The sequence below is a fragment of the Streptomyces sp. NPDC003027 genome, assembly GCF_053591435.1.
Map to the genome: position 1 here is coordinate 131718 of NZ_JBSFTU010000011.1, position 17979 is coordinate 149696.

The following is a 17979-nucleotide window of genomic DNA, read 5'->3' on the forward strand; positions in this document are numbered from 1 at the left end:
CGTCGCACACACCCATGACAGGGCCGCCGGGGGCGGGTACTCAGTAGGAGTAGGCCACGCCGTGCGTCGCCGCGAGCGTGTCCATGGCGTACCCGTCGTGGATGTTGAGCGGGTTGCCGTCGACGTTCCGTACCTTCAGGGTCATCCGGATCTGGGTGCAGCCGCCGAGCTGGGACTTGGTCAGGCGGAGGGTGTTGGCCGCCGTCTGGTGGTGCTTGGCGTTGGTGATGTTCCACTGAGAGACCGGGCCCTTGATCGGGCCGCCGCACAGGGCGCCGTCCGGGTCCCTGGGCTGCGCCTCGACCCAGGTCTCGGCGCGGGTGTAGGTGTAGGCGGTGGTGCCGCCGGGGCAGATCGGGGAGTCGGCGATGCAGGTCGACAGCGCCGCGTCCTGGTAGACGATGATGTTCTCGTCGGTGGGGGTGTTGGTGGAGCCGCTGGTCGAGACCGTGGTGCCCCGGTCGACCACGGTGCCGCTGCCGGCGAGCAGCGTCCAGCGGGACATCGAGGAGTAGGTCTTCCTGGCCAGTTCGGCTCCGGCCGGGACGCGCATGGTGACGGTGCGGCCGTTCACGATGATCGAGGAGTACGAGACGATCGACAGGCGGCAGGTGTAGCTGCCGTCCGCCGGGGCGATGAACAGCCAGCGGAGGCCTGCGGTCAGCGAGGTCTCGGTCGGCGGCACCAGGTTGGCGGCCCAGTAGGAGCCGGCCTCGGTCCCGGTCGGCAGCGCGGTCCCGTCGGCGTTGTGACAGCGGATGGCGAAGGTGTTGCCGATGTTGTCACCCGACGAGAGCGCCGAGACGGGCTCCGTCGAGAAGTACCGGGACCAGAGGAGCGATCTCTCCCCGGCCGCCGCGGTGAAGGTGATCTCCGTACCCGGTACGTCCTTGTACGTCTCGGCCTTCCGCGTCACCTGGTACTCGAACTCCGCCGAGACGGCGGTGGCGGGCGGGGCGCCGAGCACCGAGCCGCCGAGCGCGAGGACGAGCGCACCGGCGGCCGCCGCGACGGCGCGTCGCGACGCCCTGAAGATTCTGAACCCCTTGTGTCGCGCGGGTATCACTGACTCCCCTGCTTCTTGTGCGCCTGCCCCTCCCCGTGGGTGGGGGGGGGCGATCGGCGTCACAGTGCCGCAGCGGGTGACGGGTCAGTCCACGCGGGCCATGCTCGTCGCCTCGTTCTCCTCGCTCTTCGGGCGCGCTGCCGAGGTGGCGACGATGTGGCTGCTCGCGGTGCGCCGGTTCAGGCGGAGGGCCAGCGCGACCGTCGCCAGGGCCACGGCCGTCATCGCCGCGCCCGCCCACGCCGTCGCCGCGAAGCCGAGGTTCGCGTCGATGACGGTGCCGCCGAGCCAGGGGCCGCCGGTGTTGCCCAGGTTGAAGGCGGCGGTGGTGGTGGCGCCCGCGAGCGTCGGGGCGGCGCCGGCCAGGTTGAACATGCGGGCGTTGAGGGCGGGGGCGGTGTAGAAGGCCGAGACGCCCAGCAGGAAGGCGAGCAGGACCGTCGCGACCGGGCTGGAGGCGAAGAGGGCGAGGGCGACCAGGAAGAGCGTCGAGGCGGTGATGCCGCTGAGCAGCACCCCGAAGAGGTGCGCGTCGGCGACGCGGCCGCCGATGTACGTACCGATCAGCGCGCCGATGCCGAAGAGGCCGAGGATGCCGGAGACCCAGCGGGTGTCGATGCCGGCGACGTCGGTGATCACCGGGGCGAGGTACGAGAAGGCGCAGAAGACGCCGCCCGCGGCGAGCGCGGTGATCACGACGGAGAGCAGCACCTGGCGGTCGCGGTAGATCACCAGCTCCCGCTTGAGCCGGGGCTTGGTCTCCGGCAGCGGGATGTGCGGGATTCGGGTCACGACGCCGACGAGCGCGACGGCGGAGGCGGCGCCGACCGCCCAGAACGCGGAGCGCCAGCCGAGGTGCTCGCCGAGGAAGGCGCCCGCGGGGACACCGAGGACGTTGGCGATGGACAGGCCGCCGATCATGACCGCCATCGCCTTGGCGCGGGCGCCGACCGGCACCATGGCGATGGCCACGGCGGCTCCGACGGCCCAGAACCCGGCGCACGCGAGGGCGCTCACGACGCGGGAGGCGAAGAGCACGGCGTAGTTGGGGGCGAGCGCTCCGGCGACCTGGCCGAGACCGAAGACGGTGATCAGGGCGACGAGCGTGGTCTTGCGGGGCAGCCGGAGGGTGGCCACGGCGAGCAGGGGTGCGCCGATGACCATGCCGATGGCGAAGGCGGATATGAGCAGCCCGGCGCGGGGGATGGAGACGTTCATGTCGTCGGCGATGGGCGGCAGCAGCCCGGAGAGCATGAACTCGCTCGTCCCGAGCGCGAAGACGGACAGGCCGAGGATGTAGACGGCCAAGGGCATGCGGGCGGGTGCGGGCGTGGGGGCGGAGTCTGTCGTGCGCTCGGGTGACGTTGACGGCATGACATGGGTCAACGGGGGGTTTGAGCCTGACATTCCCCCTCGGACGTGCCGTCTCGCGATGCGGGACGGGCGGGAGGGGGGTGGCCGGGAGAGGCGCTTCCGACGGGATGGAAGGCGAGCAGGAAGGGGTGCGGTGAGTGTGCTGGGCGCCCGGGCGGGGCTGTCGCTCTCCCCGCGCGGGCGCCCGGAGCCTACGTCCGTCGGGTGCTGCGGCTGCCGCAGGCCCGGCATGTGCGGGCGCCGCTGCTGCCCGCCGTACGCGGCACGGACGTCGTGCGCCCCGCGGTCACTCGGTACCCCGGCGGTGCCCGTCCTGGAGAAGGTCGAGCACATCGGGTGGCGGCGGGAAGTGCGGCGCGCACTCAGGGCACGCGTACACGTTCCACCCGGGCCCGGAGTTCTGGTGCACCTCGCCGACGAGTACGGGTGTGTCCGTGATATGGCCGCATCGCACGCACATGCGCACGGGTTTGCGTGGCGGTGCGCTGGGCGTCTTCTCGCTCACCAGGCCACCCCCGCTCCGTGCACGTCCCGGGTGTCCAGGTCGATGCCGAAGTCCGCCGCCATGACGAGGCTGAGGCGCCGCCACCGCTGACGGGCGCGTTCCTCCTGCCGCTCGTACTCGGCCAGGTAGGGGCGGATGAGAGCCGTGCCCTCCCCGTCGATCCTCTCCACGAGCCCGTACGGGGATCGGGGCCGCTCGGTCTGTCCGCGAGCCTGCACCTGCCGGGCATGGGAGCGGGTCGGGCGGGCGCCTTGCGTCCGCCGGACGGAAGCGGGGGTGACGGGCGCAGCGCCTGCCCGGCGCCGCCCGGAACCGGGCGCCAGTACGCCTGGCAGCCACGCGAGCAGCGCGGCGATAAGGTCTCGCATAGCCGAAGCTCCGTTCTTCGGTCAGCCCCTGGGGAGCGGCCCTTGCCCGGCCGCCCTGGGGGCGTTTCTGTGTCGGGCGCCACTCTAACCGTAGTTATCCACGGTTATCTACGGATGCGCAGAAACCTGTGGTCACCCAGGCTGAGTCCATGGACCTTGATCGCACCCGGCCGCTGTGGAGACAGATCGCAGCAGAGATCATCCGACGCATCGAGGATGAGGCCTACCCGCCCGGAAGCCGTGTGCCGTCCACCCTGGAGATCGCCCAGGAGTTCGGCGTGGTGAACGCGACAGCGGCGAAAGCGATGCGGCACGTACGGGAAGAAGGGTGGACGCGGGGTGAGGTCGGGCTGGGAACGTTCGTCGTCGACCCTCTGCCGTCCGGCACTGCCGCCAAAGGTGACGAGCCCGCCCACTGATCGTGGCGCCCGGATCTGAACGTACGGCTCGGTCAGGGCCCGCGCCCCCGCCTGCGTGCGCGGCCACCCGGCCTCGCGCACGCCGATGCCCATCTCCCGGACGGCTGCCCGACTCTCTGGTAGATGTGGCGCGAGCCGGGGGCCCTTGGCTCGGGCACCCGGTACCTGGAGAGGTCCTTCTGCGCGGCCCGTCTCGCGGGCTTCTGGCGCGGACCGCCCTTCCTTCCGAGAGTCGCGCCCTCCGGTGACGCGTCAAGGGCGCTCCTCGTTCCTCGTCGCGTCGCTGTGCGATGGCCTGCGGCCACCCTTGACCCGCCCCCTCCGGCCGCGTGAAAACTCTCGGAGGGCGGCCCGGGGGGTGGCGGCGCCGGGGGCACGTCTGCGGTCGCGGCCGGTGCGGCGGGCGCGGGCCGGTGGGTGGGATTGCGCGGCAGTGGTGTGGGGTGGCCGGGCTGGGCTCAGCGTGTTGCGCCCGGTGGGCGGTTGGGCTTCATGCCCCGCTGGTCACCACCGGTGGGGGTGAGGCCCCCGGCCGCACCCTGCCCCGAGAAGAGCCGGATCGGGCCTGCCGAGAAGCACCACCCCCGCCGCGCGACGAACCACAACCACGCCCTACTCCCCGTAACCCACTCCACGAAGGGAATGAAGTGGGGCGAAAGCCCCACCCCCGGCCGGTGACGGCGCGCTCATGGTTCGCCACGCCCCAACGGGGGTCGATGACGGCGCACTAATGGTTCGCCCGGTCCCACCCCCGGCCGGTGACGGCGCGTTTGTGGTTCACCCGCACCACGCAACCCCCACACCACCACCGCGCACACCCACCCACGAACCCGACAGCCGCTCACGGCGCTACCCGCCGACACCGCCCCCGCGCCTGGCCCCCACCCCCCGGCCGCCCTTGAGCGGACGGCGCAGGGCGCCACACTCGGAGAGAGGGCGGCCACCCGCCCGAGACTCGCGGGCAACGTCCACCCCGACCGGCCCCCCCCGGGTGCGCCCGATGTCGGTGTCTTGGCCGTCTCCGTCGAGTTGGCGGCCCGCCCCGCCCCGCCCCGCCTACGCCGTCAGCCGCTCCAGCTCCGCCTCCACGTTCCGGCGTGCCGTCATCTCCCAGGTCGCCGCCCCGTACGGCGTCCGGTACAGCGCCGGCAGGGCGAGCAGCTGGCGCAGGACCGCCGCGCGGCCTTCGCGGAAGGTGTCGTCCGGGACGAAGGCGTACTCCTCGCGGACCGCGGTCGCATACCCCGTGTAGGTATCCGGGTCGGTCGCCAGGATCGCGAGGTCGGCGTCGCAGAGGATCTCGCCGTTGGTGTCGCCGGGTGCCGGGTCGTGGGTGATCGTGAGGCGGACCAGGCGGGCCACCTCCGTCACGTCGCGGGCCGGGAGGCCCGCCTCCGTGAGGGCCTTCTCGGCCAGGGTCGCCGAGCGTTCCTCGTTCTCCGAGCGGTCGGGGCGGTAGACCGCGTCGTGGAACCAGGCGGCCAGCCGGACCAGCTCCAACTCCGCGCTCCCCGAAGGGATTTCGTCGATGCGGTCAAGGACCGCCCGCAGGTGGTCGACCGTGTGGTACCTGCGCTGCGGCTCGGCCCAGCGCGCCAGCAGGTTCCGGCCGTACGGAGCGGGGTCCGGGCCCTCGCGGTCCGCCCTGGCCGCGAGCAGGGTCGAGGTCCAGCGGTGGAGGAGCTCCTGCTCCCGCTCGTGTTCTTCGTAGGCGGTCATGGACGGCATTGTGCCTGCCCGCGACCGCGGAGGGCTGCCTTCCAGGCTCTTCCTCATCTCGCCCTTACATACCCCCCACGGGTATGCTACGGTGCTCCGCGAAGGTACCCCCTAGGGGTATATGCGAGAGAAGGAGCAGGGCAATGTCAACCGTCAATCCCCGGCGCTGGTGGGCACTTGTCGTGCTCGCCGCCGCCCAGTTCATGGTCATCATGGACACCTCGATCATCGGCGTCGCTCTCCCCGAGATGCAGAAGGACCTCGGCTTCTCGCAGAGCGAGCTCCAGTGGATCTTCAACGCCTACGTCATCGTCTTCGGCGGGCTCCTGCTCCTCGGCGGACGACTCTCCGACCTCGTGGGGGCGCGCAAGATCTTCGTCTCCGGCTGGGCGGTCATGATCGTCGGCTCGGTCCTCGCCGCCGCCGCGCAGACCGCCTGGGTCGAGATCGTCGGCCGCGCCGTCCAGGGTGTCGGCGGTGCGCTCATCGCGCCCTCGGCCATGACGCTGCTGATGATGCTCTTCATGCACGACCCGAAGGAGCTCGGCAAGGCGATGGCGCTGTACGGCGCCGCGGCCCCCGCCGGCGGCACCGCGGGCGTGTTCCTCGGTGGCGTGTTCACCGAGTGGATGAGCTGGCAGTGGGTCTTCATCATCTACATCCCGATCGGCCTCGCCACCCTCGCCGCCACCAAGCTGCTGCCGAACGTCGAGTCCCGCCGCGGCTCCGTCGACGTCCTGGGCGCCGTCGCCGTCACCGCCGGTCTGGCGCTCGCCGTGTTCGCCGTGGTCCGGGCCCCCGAGGTCGGCTGGGGCTCCACCGGCACCGTCCTCCAGCTGGCCGGCGCCGCCGCGCTGCTCATCCTCTTCTTCGTGATCCAGAAGGCCGTCCGCGAGCCGCTCATGCCGCTCAGCGTCTGGCGGGTCCCGCGCCTGGGCTCGGCGAACCTGGCCATGACGCTGCTCGGCGCCGCCTGGATCCCGATGTGGTACTTCCTCAACCTCTACCTGCAGCAGGTGCTGAACTACGGCGCCTTCGAGTCCGGTGCCGCGCTGCTCCCGATGACCGTCCTGCTCATGATCTTCATGACGGCCATCACCGCCCGCCTCATGGGCCGGTTCGGCGCCAAGCCGCTCATCGCCGGCGGACTGCTGGTCCTGGCGGCCGGTCTGGTCTGGCTGGCGGCCGTCCCGCCGACCGGCACCTTCCTCGTCGACGTCCTGCCGGCCTCGCTCGTCGCCGCGCTCGGCATGTCCCTCGCCTACATCCCGGCGATGATCGCCGCCATGTCCGGTGCCCCGCAGGAGCAGGCCGGTCTCGCCTCCGGCATCGTCAACACCACCTACAACGTCGGCTCGGCGCTCGGCCTCGCCGCGCTGACCGCCGTCGCCATGTCCCAGGGCGCCGACCAGCTCGGCAACCTGCCCGCCCTCACCGACGGCTTCTCGGCCGCCTTCATCGGCGCCGCGATCGTCGCCGCGGTGGGCGGTGTCGTCACGCTCCTCGTGATGAAGAGCGACAAGGCCCTCCTGGCCGCCCCGGCCGCCCCCGCCCCGCAGGGCGACAAGGTCTCCGTGTGACGCACGCGGTGCGTTCACCGTGCGCGCCCAGGGGCCGCCCGATGTCCACGACGGACATCGGGCGGCCCCTTCTCCGTAACCCGGCACATCTCCGCACTCCGGAAAGGGAGTTGGCATGCGAGACCCCCTGGACATCAGCACGCGGGCCGTCCATGTCGTCAACGAGCCGCCCGACCCCGGCAGCCGGCCGCTGTCGGTGCCGCTCGTGCAGTCCTCGGCCTTCGCCTTCGACTCGGCCGACGCGCTCGCCGAGGCCATGGCCGGACCCGACGGCCGGTACGTCTACAGCCGCCGCGGCAATCCGACCGTACGCGCCCTGGAGAAGACCCTCGCCGGGCTGGAGGGCGGCGACTCGGCCATCGCCTTCGCGTCCGGCATGGGCGCGATCAGCGGGGTGCTGCTCGCCCTGCTGCGCCCCGGCGACCACGTCGTCGCGCAGCGGTGCCTGTACGGCGGGACCTACGCGGTCCTCTCCGACCTGGCCGAGCGGTACGGGATCGAGGTCAGCCATGTCTCCGGTGACGACGCCGCCGAGTTCGAGGAGGCCGCCCGCAACCCCCGCACCCGGCTCCTGGTGATGGAGACGATCGCCAATCCGACCGGTCAGGTGCCCGATCTGCCCGGGATGCTGGCCGCCGCCCGCCGGCTCGGGATCACCAGCGTGGTCGACAACTCGCTCGCCTCGCCCGTGCTGTGCCGGCCGCTGGAGCTCGGGGCCGACATCGTCGTCCACTCCACCACCAAGTACCTCTCCGGTCACTCCGACGTCCTCGGCGGGGCGGCCGTCTTCGCGGACGGGGGGCTGCGCCGGGCGGTGTGGCCGCGCACGGTCGAACTCGGCGCCTGCGCCGACCCGTTCGCCGCCTGGCTGACCCTGCGCGGGATCGCGACGCTGCCCCTGCGGATGCGGGAGCACTGCGCCAACGCCGCCGTCCTGGCCGGACGGCTCGCCGCCCGCCCGGACGTGTCGGCCGTCCACTACCCGTGGCTCGCCGGCCACCCCTCGTACGGCACGGCCCGCACGGTCCTCTCCGGGGGTGGCGGACTGCTCTCCTTCGAGCTGGCGGGCGGCCGGGAGGCGGGCCGGGCGTTCATCGAGCGGGTGCGGATCGCCCGGCTCGCGCTCTCCCTGGGCGGGGTCGAGACGCTGGTGACCCATCCCGCGTCCACCTCGCACCGCGAGCTCGGCGCGGACGCGCTCGCCGCGGCCGGCATCGGCGCCGGTCTGGTGCGGGTGTCCGTCGGCATCGAGGGGGTGGAGGACCTGTGGAGCGACTTCGAGCGCGCGCTCGGTGACGGCGGGGGTGAACGGCCGGGCGGCTGGGGGCATATGAGTCTTCTTTTGGGTTGACAAAATAAACGAGCCATTCGTAGATTGGGTGATGCCAGGGACCGACCACTTTTCAGGTCAAGGGGGGCGCGTGATGCGCTACTTCGAGGACTTCCGGCCCGGCGATGTCCATGAACTGGGCACCGTCACCGTCACCGCGGAGGAGGTGCTGGAGTTCGGCAGGCGCTTCGATCCGCAGCCCTTCCACACGGACCACGACCTCGCGGCCCGCTCGCAGTTCGGCGGGCTCATCGCGAGCGGCTTCCACACACAGGCGATGTTCATGCGGCGCTATGTGGACGGCATGCTCGCCTACAGCGCCTGCATGGGATCGCCCGGGATCGACGAGGTGCGCTATCTGCGTCCCGTGCGACCCGGGGACGTCCTCACCGCCCGGGTGGAGATCCTCGGCTCCACCCCGTCGCCGTTCAACCCCGCCACCGGCACCGTGAAACCGCGGTGCACGCTGGTGGCCGCCGACGGGACGGCCGTGTTCAGCATGATCCTGCACAGCATCTTCCGACGGCGCCCCGCCGGTTCCGACGCCGGCCATCTGTCGTCGATGCCCGCGGCCGAGGACCCCGTCGCGTGCGCCCGTACGAAGAGCCGCGCACCGGTCACGAGCGCCTGACACACCAGACGCCCGGCTGAACACGGCCGTCCGAATCTCCGACACCAACGAAGGGGGACCTCCTGTGGAGGCCGTATCCCGCACCGCCCAGTGGACCGCCGCCGCGCGCGCCCTGGAGACCGAGCGCGAGGACCGGCTGTTCGCCGATCCCTACGCGCGCACCGTCGCCGACACGATCGGCTTCGAACTGCTCGAGCGCTACGCCGGCGGCGGCACCGTGCCGTTCCTCGCCATCCGCACCACCTACCTGGACCGTGCCGTCGTCAAGGCGGTGGAGGAGCGCGGCATCCGCCAGGTGGTCTTCCTCGCCGCCGGCATGGACACCCGGTTCTTCCGGCTCCCGTGGCCCGACGGCGTCACCGTCTACGAGCTGGACCGCCCGGCCCTCCTGGAGGCCAAGGCGGAGATGCTCGCCCAGGAGCCGGCGCCCGCCGGCCGTACCCGGATCACCGTCCCGGTCGACCTCACCCAGGACTGGACCGGCCCGCTGAAGGAGGCCGGATGGAAGAGCGACGAGCCCGTTCTGTGGGTGGTGGAGGGCCTGCTGTTCTTCCTCCCGGAGGACGCCGTACGGACCCTCATCTCGACGCTGTCCGCGCACGCCGCGCCCGGCTCCGTGCTGCTCGGCGACGTCATCTCCAGGGCCGCCCTGGAGAACCCGCTCGCCCGGCCGTTCCTGAACGCCCTGCGCGAGGACGGCAACCCGTGGCTCTTCGGCACCGAGGAGCCCGAGGCGCTGCTCGCCGCCTGCGGCTGGGACGTCCGCGAGGTCAAGCAGCCCGGTGAGGACGGCGCCGACTTCGGCCGCTGGCCCTACCCGGTCCCGCCGCGCACCGTCCCGCGCGTGCCCCGCTCCTTCCTGTTCACCTGCGACCTGCCGACGTACGAGGGGGACACGGCCGCATGAGTGCCCACGACTTCCACCAGAAGGTCATCACCGACGCCGGAGCGGCCGTCCGCGGTCTGACCGTCGCCCTCGGCGAGCGGCTCGGCCTGTACAGGTGCCTCGCCGAGAACGGCCCGCTCACCGCCACCGGGCTGGCGCGCAGGACCGGCACCGACGAGCGGTACATCGAGGAGTGGCTGCACGCCCAGCTCTCCGCCGGTTACGTCGAGCGCCACCCGAGCGCCGCGACGTACACCCTGCCCGCCGACCACGTCGAGGTGCTCGCGGACCCGAAGGCCGTCACCTTCGCCGCCGGGTTCTTCACCGCCCTCAAGGCGCTGTACGCCACCGAGGACCTGCTCGTCGACGCCTACCGCACCGGCGACGGCGTCGGCTGGGCCGAGCACGACGCGGCCCTCGACACGGGCATGGGCTCCTTCTTCCAGCCCACGTACGAGCACAAGCTGGTCCCGGACTGGCTGCCCGCCCTCCACGGCGTCACCGGCAAGCTCGCCGCCGGCGGCACCGTCGCGGACGTCGGCTGCGGTGTCGGCCACACCACCCTGCTGATCGCCAAGGCGTTCCCGCAGGCCACCGTCCACGGCTTCGACTACTCGGAGGAGGCCATCGCCATCGCCCGGCAGCTGGCCGAGGAGGCCGGCCTGTCCGACCGGGTCGTCTTCGAGGTCGCCTCCGCCGACGACTACCCCGGCACCGGCTACGACCTGGTGTGCTTCTTCAACGCCCTGCACGACATGGGCGACCCGGTCGCCGCCGCCCAGCACGTCCACAAGTCGCTGGACGCCGACGGCACCTGGATGCTCGTCGAGTCGAACGTCTCACCGGCCGACATCGACACGAACACGCCCGCCGCCCGCATGTTCATGGCCCTGTCCGCCGTGATGTGCCTGCCCGTGGCGGTCGCCCAGCGCGGCCCGCACGCGCTCGGCAACCACTCCGGCGAGAAGGCGTTCCGCGCGATCGCCGAGGAGGCCGGCTTCACCCGCTGGCGCCGCGCCACCGAGACCCCGGTCAACGCGGTCTACGAAGTCCGGCCCTGAAGGCCCCAGGTCCCCGCACCCCGAGTGCCTTCACGTCCGCCCCGTGCGCCTGAGGGCGAGTGAGCCGAAGGGCGCCGCGCCCGTCGACGCACGCACAAGGCGCCCGGAGGTGAACCGAGCCCCGAAGAAAAAAGGAGCGAGATCATGGGTGTCGCCGCCCCCCTGCCCGTCACCGACCGGTTCATGGAAGTCCTGGAGCGGCTCAGCTCCCGGTCCATCGAGGAGTACTACAACCCGTACCAGCAGTTCGACTGGCCCGAGAAGCTGGAGGAGAAGCAGCTCTGGATGACCCCCGAACTGCTCACCGTGTACGGCACCCCGTACTACGACGAGCTGGGCGAGGAAACCATTCAGCGCCTCTCCAAGTGGGAGTCCATCAACTTCTACAGCCTCAACGTGCACGGCATCCGCGAGCTGCTCATCGAGGTCGTCGGCCGGATCCACATGCCCGGCTTCGAGGTGCCGTCGGACTTCTTCCACCACTTCATCGGTGAGGAGAACGAGCACATGTGGTTCTTCGCCGAGTTCTGCCGCCGTTACGGCGACAAGATCTACGGCTCCACCGCGATGCGCGCCGACTCCGCCTGGGAGCCGGAGGTGGAGAACTTCCTGGTCTTCGCCCGGATCCTGTTCTTCGAGGAGCTGGTGGACCACTACAACACGCGGATGGCTCAGGACGACTCCCTGTGCCACACCATCCGCGAGGTCAACCGCATCCACCACCAGGACGAGTCCCGCCACATCGCCTTCGGCCGCGAGCTGGTCTCCCTGCTCTTCGCCCGGATGCGGGAGGCGGTGCCCGCCGCGCGCGTCGCGGAGGTGGAGACCTATCTCAAGCGGTACGTGGTCTTCAGCATCAACTCGCTGTACAACCCGCACGTGTACCGGGACGCCGGCATCGCGGACCCGCTGGCCCTGCGCAACGCGCTGGTGGCCGACGAGCGCCGCCGCCCGTACGAGCGCAAGGCGATCCGCAAGCCGCTCGCCTTCTTCCTGAAGACCGGGATCTTCTCGGACGACGTCCTGCCCGTCGTCTGAGCCCGGATCGGCAGATCATCCGAGAGATCACCCGAGAGGTGAATCCACCATGACCGTGACGACCCCCGCGAGTGCCGGGGAGACGAGGGGCCTGCCGTCCCTCGGCCCCGAGGCGACCGCGCTGCTGCGGCTCCTCGACGACACCTTCGAGAGCTGGGGCGTGTCCGCGGGCGCCCGCCCGATGACCATGCCCCCGCTGCTGCCGGCCGCCGACCTGGCCCGGCTCGACTACTACGACAACTTCCCGCACCAGGCCGTCGTCGCCGCCCCGCTCGACCTGGAGCGCCGCGACGCCTCGGCCTTCTGTTCCGACACCGGCTGCTTTCCGTGCGACGCGCTGGAGCCCGCCGCGCTCGGACTGCCCTCGGCGTCCTGCTACGCCGTCTACCTGGACCATCAGGGCCGGCGGGTCGCCGACGACACCCTGGTGACCGTCTGTTCCTGGTGCTTCCGCAAGGAGACCCACTACGAAGGCATGCGCCGCCAGCTCGGCTTCCGTATGCGCGAGATCGTCGCCATCGGCGCGCGCGAGCACGCCGAGACGCATCTGGCGGACTTCACCGCCCGCGTCCAGGCCTTCGCCGAGGCGCTCGACCTGCCGCTGCGCAGGGAGGCCGCCTGCGACCCGTTCTTCGACAAGGGCGGTTCCAAGGCGCTGCTCCAGCGGCTCACGCCGGTGAAGTACGAGTTCCTGTACGAGGACCTGGCGATCGCGTCGGTCAACACCCATCGCAACTTCTTCGGCGAGCGCTGCGACATCACGCTCGCGTCGAGCGGCGGGCCCGCGTTCACCAGCTGCGTGGCCTTCGGTCTGGAGCGCTGGCTGTCCGCGCTGACCCGCCGGCACGGCGACTGGGAAGCGGCGACGCAGGCGGTCCTCGACGCGAACGCCCGCATGCGGGCCGACGCGAGCGTGGCGGCCGGGCCGGTGATCTGACGTGCCGGCCCGTCCCGCCGCCGCCCCGCCGGCGGGCGGCCTGGGCTGGGCGAACCTCGGCATGGACATCGTGTCCGTCAACCGTGTCCGCAGGCTTCTCACCGAGTACGGCGAGACGTTCTTCGAGCGGATGCTCACCCCCGGCGAACTCGCCGACTGCCGTACCTCCTCCGGGCTCGACGTCATGAGCCTGTGCGGGCGGATCGCGGCCAAGGAAGCGGCTTTCAAGACCCTCCGGGTCAGGGGCAGGTTCCTGCCCTGGCCGGACATCGTCGTACGGCGCTCCGAAGGCGGCTGGCCGCTGGTGGAGCTGCACCGGTCGGCCGCCGAGATGGCCGCCGAGTCCGGGATCACCGAGATCACCGTGTCCATCAGCCACGACGTGGACTACGCGGTCGCGGTGGCCGCCCCGATCATCGTCGCGCCCCCCACCCCTTCCGTACACCATCACTAAGGAGTCCCACCATGGCCGACGGCCTGCAGCAGGTGAAGAACTGGATCCTCGAGCGTCACCCGGAGCGCGACGACATCGCGGCCGACCTGGACCTCATCGAGAACCGGCTCATCGACTCGCTGTCCTTCGTCGAGTTCGTCTTCCTGCTGGAGCAGGAGAGCGGACAGTCGATCCAGATGGAGACCCTCGAGGTCGACTCCATCCGGACGCTGGCCGCGATCGAGTCCCACTTCTTCGCCCCCGCCCGTGCGGAGGTGGGCCAGGCATGAGCCGGCGCCTGTTCACCTCGGAGTCGGTGACCGAGGGCCACCCCGACAAGATCGCCGACCGGATCAGCGACACCATCCTCGACGCGCTGCTCGCCGAGGACCCGTCGTCGCGGGTGGCGGTGGAGACCCTGCTCACCACGGGTCTCGTCCATATCGCCGGCGAGGTGACCACCACCGCCTACGCCCCGATGGCGAAGCTGGTGCGCGAGGCGATCCTCGACATCGGCTACGACTCGTCCGCCAAGGGCTTCGACGGCGCCTCCTGCGGGGTGTCGGTGTCCATCGGCGCCCAGTCGCCGGACATCGCCCAGGGGGTCGACACGGCGTACGAGAACCGCGTCGAGGGCGGTTCGGACGAGCTGGACGCGCAGGGCGCGGGCGACCAGGGTCTGATGTTCGGCTACGCCTGCGACGACACCACCGAGCTGATGCCGCTGCCGATCGCGCTGGCCCACCGGCTGGCGCGGCGGCTGACGGAGGTCCGCAAGAACGGGACCGTGCCCTATCTGCGGCCCGACGGCAAGACGCAGGTCACCATCGAGTACGACGGCGACCGGCCGGTCCGGCTGGACACGGTGGTGGTGTCGTCCCAGCACGCCGCCGACATCAGCGTCGAGGGTCTGCTGGCGCCGGACATCCGGGAGTTCGTCGTCGAGGCGGAGCTGAAGGCGCTCGCCGAGGAGGGCGTCAACCTGGAGAGCGACGGCTACCGGCTGCTCGTGAATCCGACGGGGCGTTTCGAGGTGGGCGGCCCGATGGGTGACGCCGGACTCACCGGCCGGAAGATCATCATCGACACGTACGGCGGCATGGCCCGCCACGGCGGCGGCGCGTTCTCCGGCAAGGACCCGTCCAAGGTGGACCGCAGCGCCGCCTACGCGATGCGCTGGGTGGCCAAGAACGTCGTGGCGGCCGGGCTCGCCCGGCGGTGCGAGGTGCAGGTCGCGTACGCGATCGGCAGGGCCGAGCCGGTCGGTCTGTTCGTGGAGACCTTCGGCACGGGCACGCTGTCCGACGAGGCGATCCAGGACGCCGTCGGACAGGTCTTCGACCTGCGGCCGGCGGCGATCATCCGCGACCTGGACCTGAAGCGGCCGATCTACGCCCGGACGTCGGCGTACGGCCACTTCGGCCGCGAACTCCCCGACTTCACCTGGGAGCGCACGGACCGGGTGGAGGCCCTGAAGAAGGCGGCGGGGGTTTAGGGGGATGCGTATCGCTGTCACGGGATCCATCGCGACCGACCATCTGATGACCTTCCCCGGCTGGTTCACCGAGCAGCTGCTCGCGGACCGGCTGGACCGGGTCTCCCTGTCGTTCCTCGCCGACAACCTGGAGGTAAGGCGCGGTGGAGTGGCAGCGAACATCGCTTTCGGACTCGGCGTGCTCGGCCTGCGCCCGGTGCTCGTGGGCGCGGTCGGCTCCGACTTCGAGCCGTACCGGGTCTGGCTGAAGGACCACGGTGTGGACACCGACTCGGTGCGCGTCAGCGAGTCGCTCCACACCGCCCGGTTCGTCTGCACCACCGACCGGGCGCAGAACCAGATCGCCACCTTCTACGCCGGAGCGATGGCGGAGGCCCGCGAGATCGACCTGCGGGACGTCGTCGCCCGGACCGGGCGGCTGGACCTGGTCCTGGTCTCCCCGGACGACCCCGAGGCGATGCTGCGGCACACCCGGGCCTGCCGCGACCTCGGTATCCCGTTCGCCGCCGACCCGTCGCAGCAGCTGGCACGGCTCGGCCGGGACGAGGTACGCGAACTCGTGGACGGCGCGCGCTGGCTGTTCACCAACGAGTACGAGACGGCGCTCCTCCTGGAGAGGTCGGGCTGGCCGGAGGCGGAGGTCCTGCGCCGCGTCGGCACCTGGATCACCACCCACGGCGAGGCCGGTGTCCGGGTGCGCGGCCAGGGCCGGGAGCCGCTGGCCGTGCCGGCGGTCCGGGTGCCGGGGGTCGTCGACCCGACCGGGGTCGGGGACGGCTTCCGGGCCGGGTTCCTCGCAGGGACGCTGTGGGGTGTGCCGGAGCGGTGCGCGGCGCAGCTTGGCTGCGCGGTCGCCGCGACCGTACTCGACTACGTGGGGACGCAGGAGTACCGGCTGCACCGGGACCCGCTGCTCGACCGGATCAGGACGACGTACGGGGTCGGGTGCACGGCCTCGCTGGTGACCCATCTGAGAGGACTGTCATGAGGCGGTCGGCGCGAGGTTCGCTGCGCGACGAGTTCGCCACGAGGGTCGTGGTGGCCGACGGGGCGATGGGCACGATGCTCCAGGCCGCAGACCCGACGATGGACGACTTCCAGAACCTGGAGGGCTGCAACGAGATCCTGAACGTCACGCGCCCGGACATCGTGGCCTCCGTCCACGACGCCTACTTCGCCGTCGGTGTGGACTGCGTCGAGACGAACACCTTCGGCGCGAACCTTGCCGCGCTCGCCGAGTACGGCATGGAGAACCGGGTGTACGACCTGTCGGAGGCCGGCGCCCGGATCGCCCGCACCAGCGCCGACGCCCACACGGCCGCCGATGGACGCCCCCGCTGGGTCCTCGGCTCCATGGGCCCCGGCACCAAGCTGCCGACCCTCGGCCACACCACGTACGAGCCGCTGCGGGACGCGTACCAGCAGAACGCCGAAGGGCTGATCCGGGGCGGCGCCGACGCCCTGCTGATCGAGACCTCGCAGGACCTGCTCCAGACCAAGGCGGCCGTCGTCGGCGCCCGCCGGGCCCTGGAGTGGTGCGGCCTCGACCTGCCGCTGATCGTGCAGGTGACCGTGGAGACCACGGGCACGATGCTGCTCGGTTCGGAGATCGGGGCGGCGCTCACCGCCCTGGAGCCGCTCGGCATCGACATGATCGGGCTCAACTGCGCCACCGGCCCGGCGGAGATGGCCGAGCACCTGCGCCACCTCGCCCGCCACTCCCGTATCCCGCTGTCCGTCATGCCCAACGCCGGTCTGCCGGTGCTGACGTCGGACGGCGCCCACTATCCCCTGTCGCCGGCCGAACTGGCCGACGCGCAGGAGGGTTTCGTACGGGAGTACGGCCCGGCGCTCGTCGGCGGGTGCTGTGGCACGACGCCGGAGCATCTGCGCCGGATCGTGGAGCGCGTCCGGGGGTCGGCCGTGCCGGCGCGGGTTCCGGAGGTGGAGGCCGGCGCCTCCTCGCTGTACAGCCATGTTCCCTTCCGCCAGGACACGGCGTATCTGGCGATCGGTGAGCGGACCAACGCCAACGGCTCGAAGAAGTTCCGCGAGGCCATGCTGGAGGGCCGCTGGGACGACTGCGTCGAGATGGCCCGCGACCAGATCCGCGAGGGCGCGCACATGCTCGACCTGTGCGTGGACTACGTCGGCCGTGACGGCGTCGCGGACATGGCCGAGCTGGCCGGGCGGTTCGCGACCGCGTCCACGCTGCCGATCGTCCTCGACTCCACCGAGGTGGACGTCATCAAGGCGGGCCTGGAGAAGCTCGGCGGGCGGGCCGTCATCAACTCGGTCAACTACGAGGACGGGGACGGGCCGGAGTCGCGGTTCGCGCGGGTCACGACGCTCGCGAAGGAGCACGGGGCGGCGCTGATGGCGCTGACGATCGACGAGGAGGGCCAGGCCCGTACGGTCGAGCACAAGGTCGCCGTCGCCGAGCGGATCATCGCCGATCTGACCGGCAACTGGGGAATCCACGAGTCGGACATCCTGATCGACACGCTGACCTTCACCATCTGCACCGGGCAGGAGGAGTCCCGGCGGGACGGCATCCACACCATCGAGGCGATCCGCGAGCTCAAGCGGCGCCACCCGGACGTCCAGACGACGCTGGGCCTGTCCAACATCTCCTTCGGGCTGAACCCGGCGGCGCGGATCGTGCTGAACTCCGTCTTCCTCGACGAGTGCGTGAAGGCGGGTCTCGACTCGGCGATCGTCCACGCGTCGAAGATCGTGCCCATCGCCCGGCTGGAGCCGGAGCAGGTGGAGGTCGCGCTGGATCTCATCCACGACCGGCGTGCCGAGGGCTACGACCCGCTGCAACGCTTCCTGGAGATGTTCGAGGGCGCGACGGCCACGTCCCTGAGGGCCGGGAAGGCCGAGGAACTCCTCGCGCTGCCGTTGGAGGAGCGCCTCAAGCGCCGGATCGTCGACGGCGAGAAGAACGGCCTGGAGGCGGATCTCGATGCCGCGCTGGCCGGGCGCCCCGCCCTGGAGATCGTCAACGACATCCTGCTGGACGGGATGAAGACGGTCGGTGAGCTGTTCGGCTCGGGTCAGATGCAGCTGCCGTTCGTGCTCCAGTCCGCCGAGGTCATGAAGACGGCCGTGGCGTATCTCGAACCGCACATGGA

Annotated in this window: 17 protein-coding genes; 13 read left to right on the forward strand and 4 right to left on the reverse strand. The window is 71.3% G+C overall.

Annotation, left to right across the window (positions count from 1 at the left end; genetic code table 11):
• Positions 1-40: 40 nt before the first annotated feature.
• From ACWDX6_RS11505 to ACWDX6_RS11515, 3 genes are all read right to left on the reverse strand, one after another.
• Positions 41-1066: a hypothetical protein gene (locus ACWDX6_RS11505; protein ID WP_451484717.1), complete on the reverse strand. Its 1026-nt coding sequence runs from the start codon at positions 1064-1066 to the stop codon at positions 41-43.
• 84 nt (positions 1067-1150) lie between these two features.
• Positions 1151-2380 (reverse strand): Cmx/CmrA family chloramphenicol efflux MFS transporter, encoded by a 1230-nt coding sequence (locus ACWDX6_RS11510; protein ID WP_451484718.1) that lies wholly within the window; start codon positions 2378-2380, stop codon positions 1151-1153.
• 561 nt (positions 2381-2941) lie between these two features.
• Complete coding sequence (locus ACWDX6_RS11515) at positions 2942-3313, reverse strand: hypothetical protein (RefSeq protein WP_451484719.1); 372 nt, start codon at positions 3311-3313, stop codon at positions 2942-2944.
• Positions 3314-3462: 149 nt separating this feature from the next.
• On the opposite strand from ACWDX6_RS11515, the gene ACWDX6_RS11520 reads away from it, so the two are divergent.
• Positions 3463-3732 carry a GntR family transcriptional regulator gene (locus tag ACWDX6_RS11520; protein WP_451484720.1) on the forward strand — a complete coding sequence of 90 codons (270 nt, stop codon included), beginning with the start codon at positions 3463-3465 and terminating at the stop codon, positions 3730-3732.
• 1056 nt (positions 3733-4788) lie between these two features.
• Here the strand turns inward: ACWDX6_RS11520 and ACWDX6_RS11525 are convergent.
• Positions 4789-5451: an HD domain-containing protein gene (locus ACWDX6_RS11525; RefSeq protein WP_451484721.1), complete on the reverse strand. Its 663-nt coding sequence runs from the start codon at positions 5449-5451 to the stop codon at positions 4789-4791.
• Between the two features lie 143 nt (positions 5452-5594).
• On the opposite strand from ACWDX6_RS11525, the gene ACWDX6_RS11530 reads away from it, so the two are divergent.
• The 12 genes from ACWDX6_RS11530 to ACWDX6_RS11585 form a co-directional block, all read left to right on the forward strand.
• Positions 5595-7031 carry an MFS transporter gene (locus tag ACWDX6_RS11530; RefSeq protein WP_451484722.1) on the forward strand — a complete coding sequence of 479 codons (1437 nt, stop codon included), beginning with the start codon at positions 5595-5597 and terminating at the stop codon, positions 7029-7031.
• Positions 7032-7146: 115 nt separating this feature from the next.
• Positions 7147-8382, forward strand: a complete 1236-nt coding sequence (locus ACWDX6_RS11535; RefSeq protein ID WP_451484723.1) for a trans-sulfuration enzyme family protein — start codon at positions 7147-7149, stop codon at positions 8380-8382.
• A 73-nt stretch (positions 8383-8455) separates the two neighbouring features.
• Complete coding sequence (locus ACWDX6_RS11540) at positions 8456-8992, forward strand: MaoC family dehydratase (protein WP_451484724.1); 537 nt, start codon at positions 8456-8458, stop codon at positions 8990-8992.
• Between the two features lie 64 nt (positions 8993-9056).
• Positions 9057-9899, forward strand: a complete 843-nt coding sequence (locus tag ACWDX6_RS11545; protein ID WP_451484725.1) for a class I SAM-dependent methyltransferase — start codon at positions 9057-9059, stop codon at positions 9897-9899.
• Complete coding sequence (locus tag ACWDX6_RS11550) at positions 9896-10939, forward strand: class I SAM-dependent methyltransferase (RefSeq protein ID WP_451484726.1); 1044 nt, start codon at positions 9896-9898, stop codon at positions 10937-10939. Before ACWDX6_RS11545 ends, ACWDX6_RS11550 begins: the two co-directional genes overlap by 4 nt.
• A gap of 144 nt (positions 10940-11083) precedes the next feature.
• Positions 11084-11977 carry a diiron oxygenase gene (locus ACWDX6_RS11555; protein ID WP_451484727.1) on the forward strand — a complete coding sequence of 298 codons (894 nt, stop codon included), beginning with the start codon at positions 11084-11086 and terminating at the stop codon, positions 11975-11977.
• A gap of 49 nt (positions 11978-12026) precedes the next feature.
• The gene (locus ACWDX6_RS11560; RefSeq protein ID WP_451484728.1) at positions 12027-12914 is read left to right on the forward strand and encodes a hypothetical protein; all 888 of its coding nucleotides are present in this window, start codon (positions 12027-12029) and stop codon (positions 12912-12914) included.
• A gap of 1 nt (position 12915) precedes the next feature.
• Positions 12916-13368 carry a holo-ACP synthase gene (gene acpS / locus ACWDX6_RS11565; protein ID WP_451484729.1) on the forward strand — a complete coding sequence of 151 codons (453 nt, stop codon included), beginning with the start codon at positions 12916-12918 and terminating at the stop codon, positions 13366-13368.
• Positions 13369-13379: 11 nt separating this feature from the next.
• The gene (locus ACWDX6_RS11570; protein ID WP_451484730.1) at positions 13380-13637 is read left to right on the forward strand and encodes a phosphopantetheine-binding protein; all 258 of its coding nucleotides are present in this window, start codon (positions 13380-13382) and stop codon (positions 13635-13637) included.
• Positions 13634-14842 (forward strand): methionine adenosyltransferase, encoded by a 1209-nt coding sequence (metK, locus tag ACWDX6_RS11575; protein WP_451484731.1) that lies wholly within the window; start codon positions 13634-13636, stop codon positions 14840-14842. Before ACWDX6_RS11570 ends, metK begins: the two co-directional genes overlap by 4 nt.
• 4 nt (positions 14843-14846) lie before the next feature.
• The gene (locus ACWDX6_RS11580; protein WP_451484732.1) at positions 14847-15830 is read left to right on the forward strand and encodes a carbohydrate kinase family protein; all 984 of its coding nucleotides are present in this window, start codon (positions 14847-14849) and stop codon (positions 15828-15830) included.
• A partial coding sequence (locus tag ACWDX6_RS11585; protein ID WP_451484733.1) for a homocysteine S-methyltransferase family protein occupies positions 15827-17979 on the forward strand: 2153 nt, incomplete at its 3' end. The genes ACWDX6_RS11580 and ACWDX6_RS11585, both read left to right, overlap by 4 nt.

Bases quoted from the DNA above. Each gene is read 5' to 3' on its own strand.
- ACWDX6_RS11510 (WP_451484718.1), bottom strand. From the start codon at position 2,380: ATGCCCTTGGCCGTCTACATCCTCGGCCTGTCCGTCTTCGCGCTCGGG.
- ACWDX6_RS11515 (WP_451484719.1), bottom strand. From the start codon at position 3,313: ATGCGAGACCTTATCGCCGCGCTGCTCGCGTGGCTGCCAGGCGTACTG.
- ACWDX6_RS11520 (WP_451484720.1), top strand. From the start codon at position 3,463: ATGGACCTTGATCGCACCCGGCCGCTGTGGAGACAGATCGCAGCAGAG.
- ACWDX6_RS11525 (WP_451484721.1), bottom strand. From the start codon at position 5,451: ATGACCGCCTACGAAGAACACGAGCGGGAGCAGGAGCTCCTCCACCGC.
- ACWDX6_RS11530 (WP_451484722.1), top strand. From the start codon at position 5,595: ATGTCAACCGTCAATCCCCGGCGCTGGTGGGCACTTGTCGTGCTCGCC.
- ACWDX6_RS11535 (WP_451484723.1), top strand. From the start codon at position 7,147: ATGCGAGACCCCCTGGACATCAGCACGCGGGCCGTCCATGTCGTCAAC.
- ACWDX6_RS11540 (WP_451484724.1), top strand. From the start codon at position 8,456: ATGCGCTACTTCGAGGACTTCCGGCCCGGCGATGTCCATGAACTGGGC.
- ACWDX6_RS11550 (WP_451484726.1), top strand. From the start codon at position 9,896: ATGAGTGCCCACGACTTCCACCAGAAGGTCATCACCGACGCCGGAGCG.
- ACWDX6_RS11555 (WP_451484727.1), top strand. From the start codon at position 11,084: ATGGGTGTCGCCGCCCCCCTGCCCGTCACCGACCGGTTCATGGAAGTC.
- ACWDX6_RS11560 (WP_451484728.1), top strand. From the start codon at position 12,027: ATGACCGTGACGACCCCCGCGAGTGCCGGGGAGACGAGGGGCCTGCCG.
- ACWDX6_RS11570 (WP_451484730.1), top strand. From the start codon at position 13,380: ATGGCCGACGGCCTGCAGCAGGTGAAGAACTGGATCCTCGAGCGTCAC.
- metK (WP_451484731.1), top strand. From the start codon at position 13,634: ATGAGCCGGCGCCTGTTCACCTCGGAGTCGGTGACCGAGGGCCACCCC.
- ACWDX6_RS11580 (WP_451484732.1), top strand. From the start codon at position 14,847: ATGCGTATCGCTGTCACGGGATCCATCGCGACCGACCATCTGATGACC.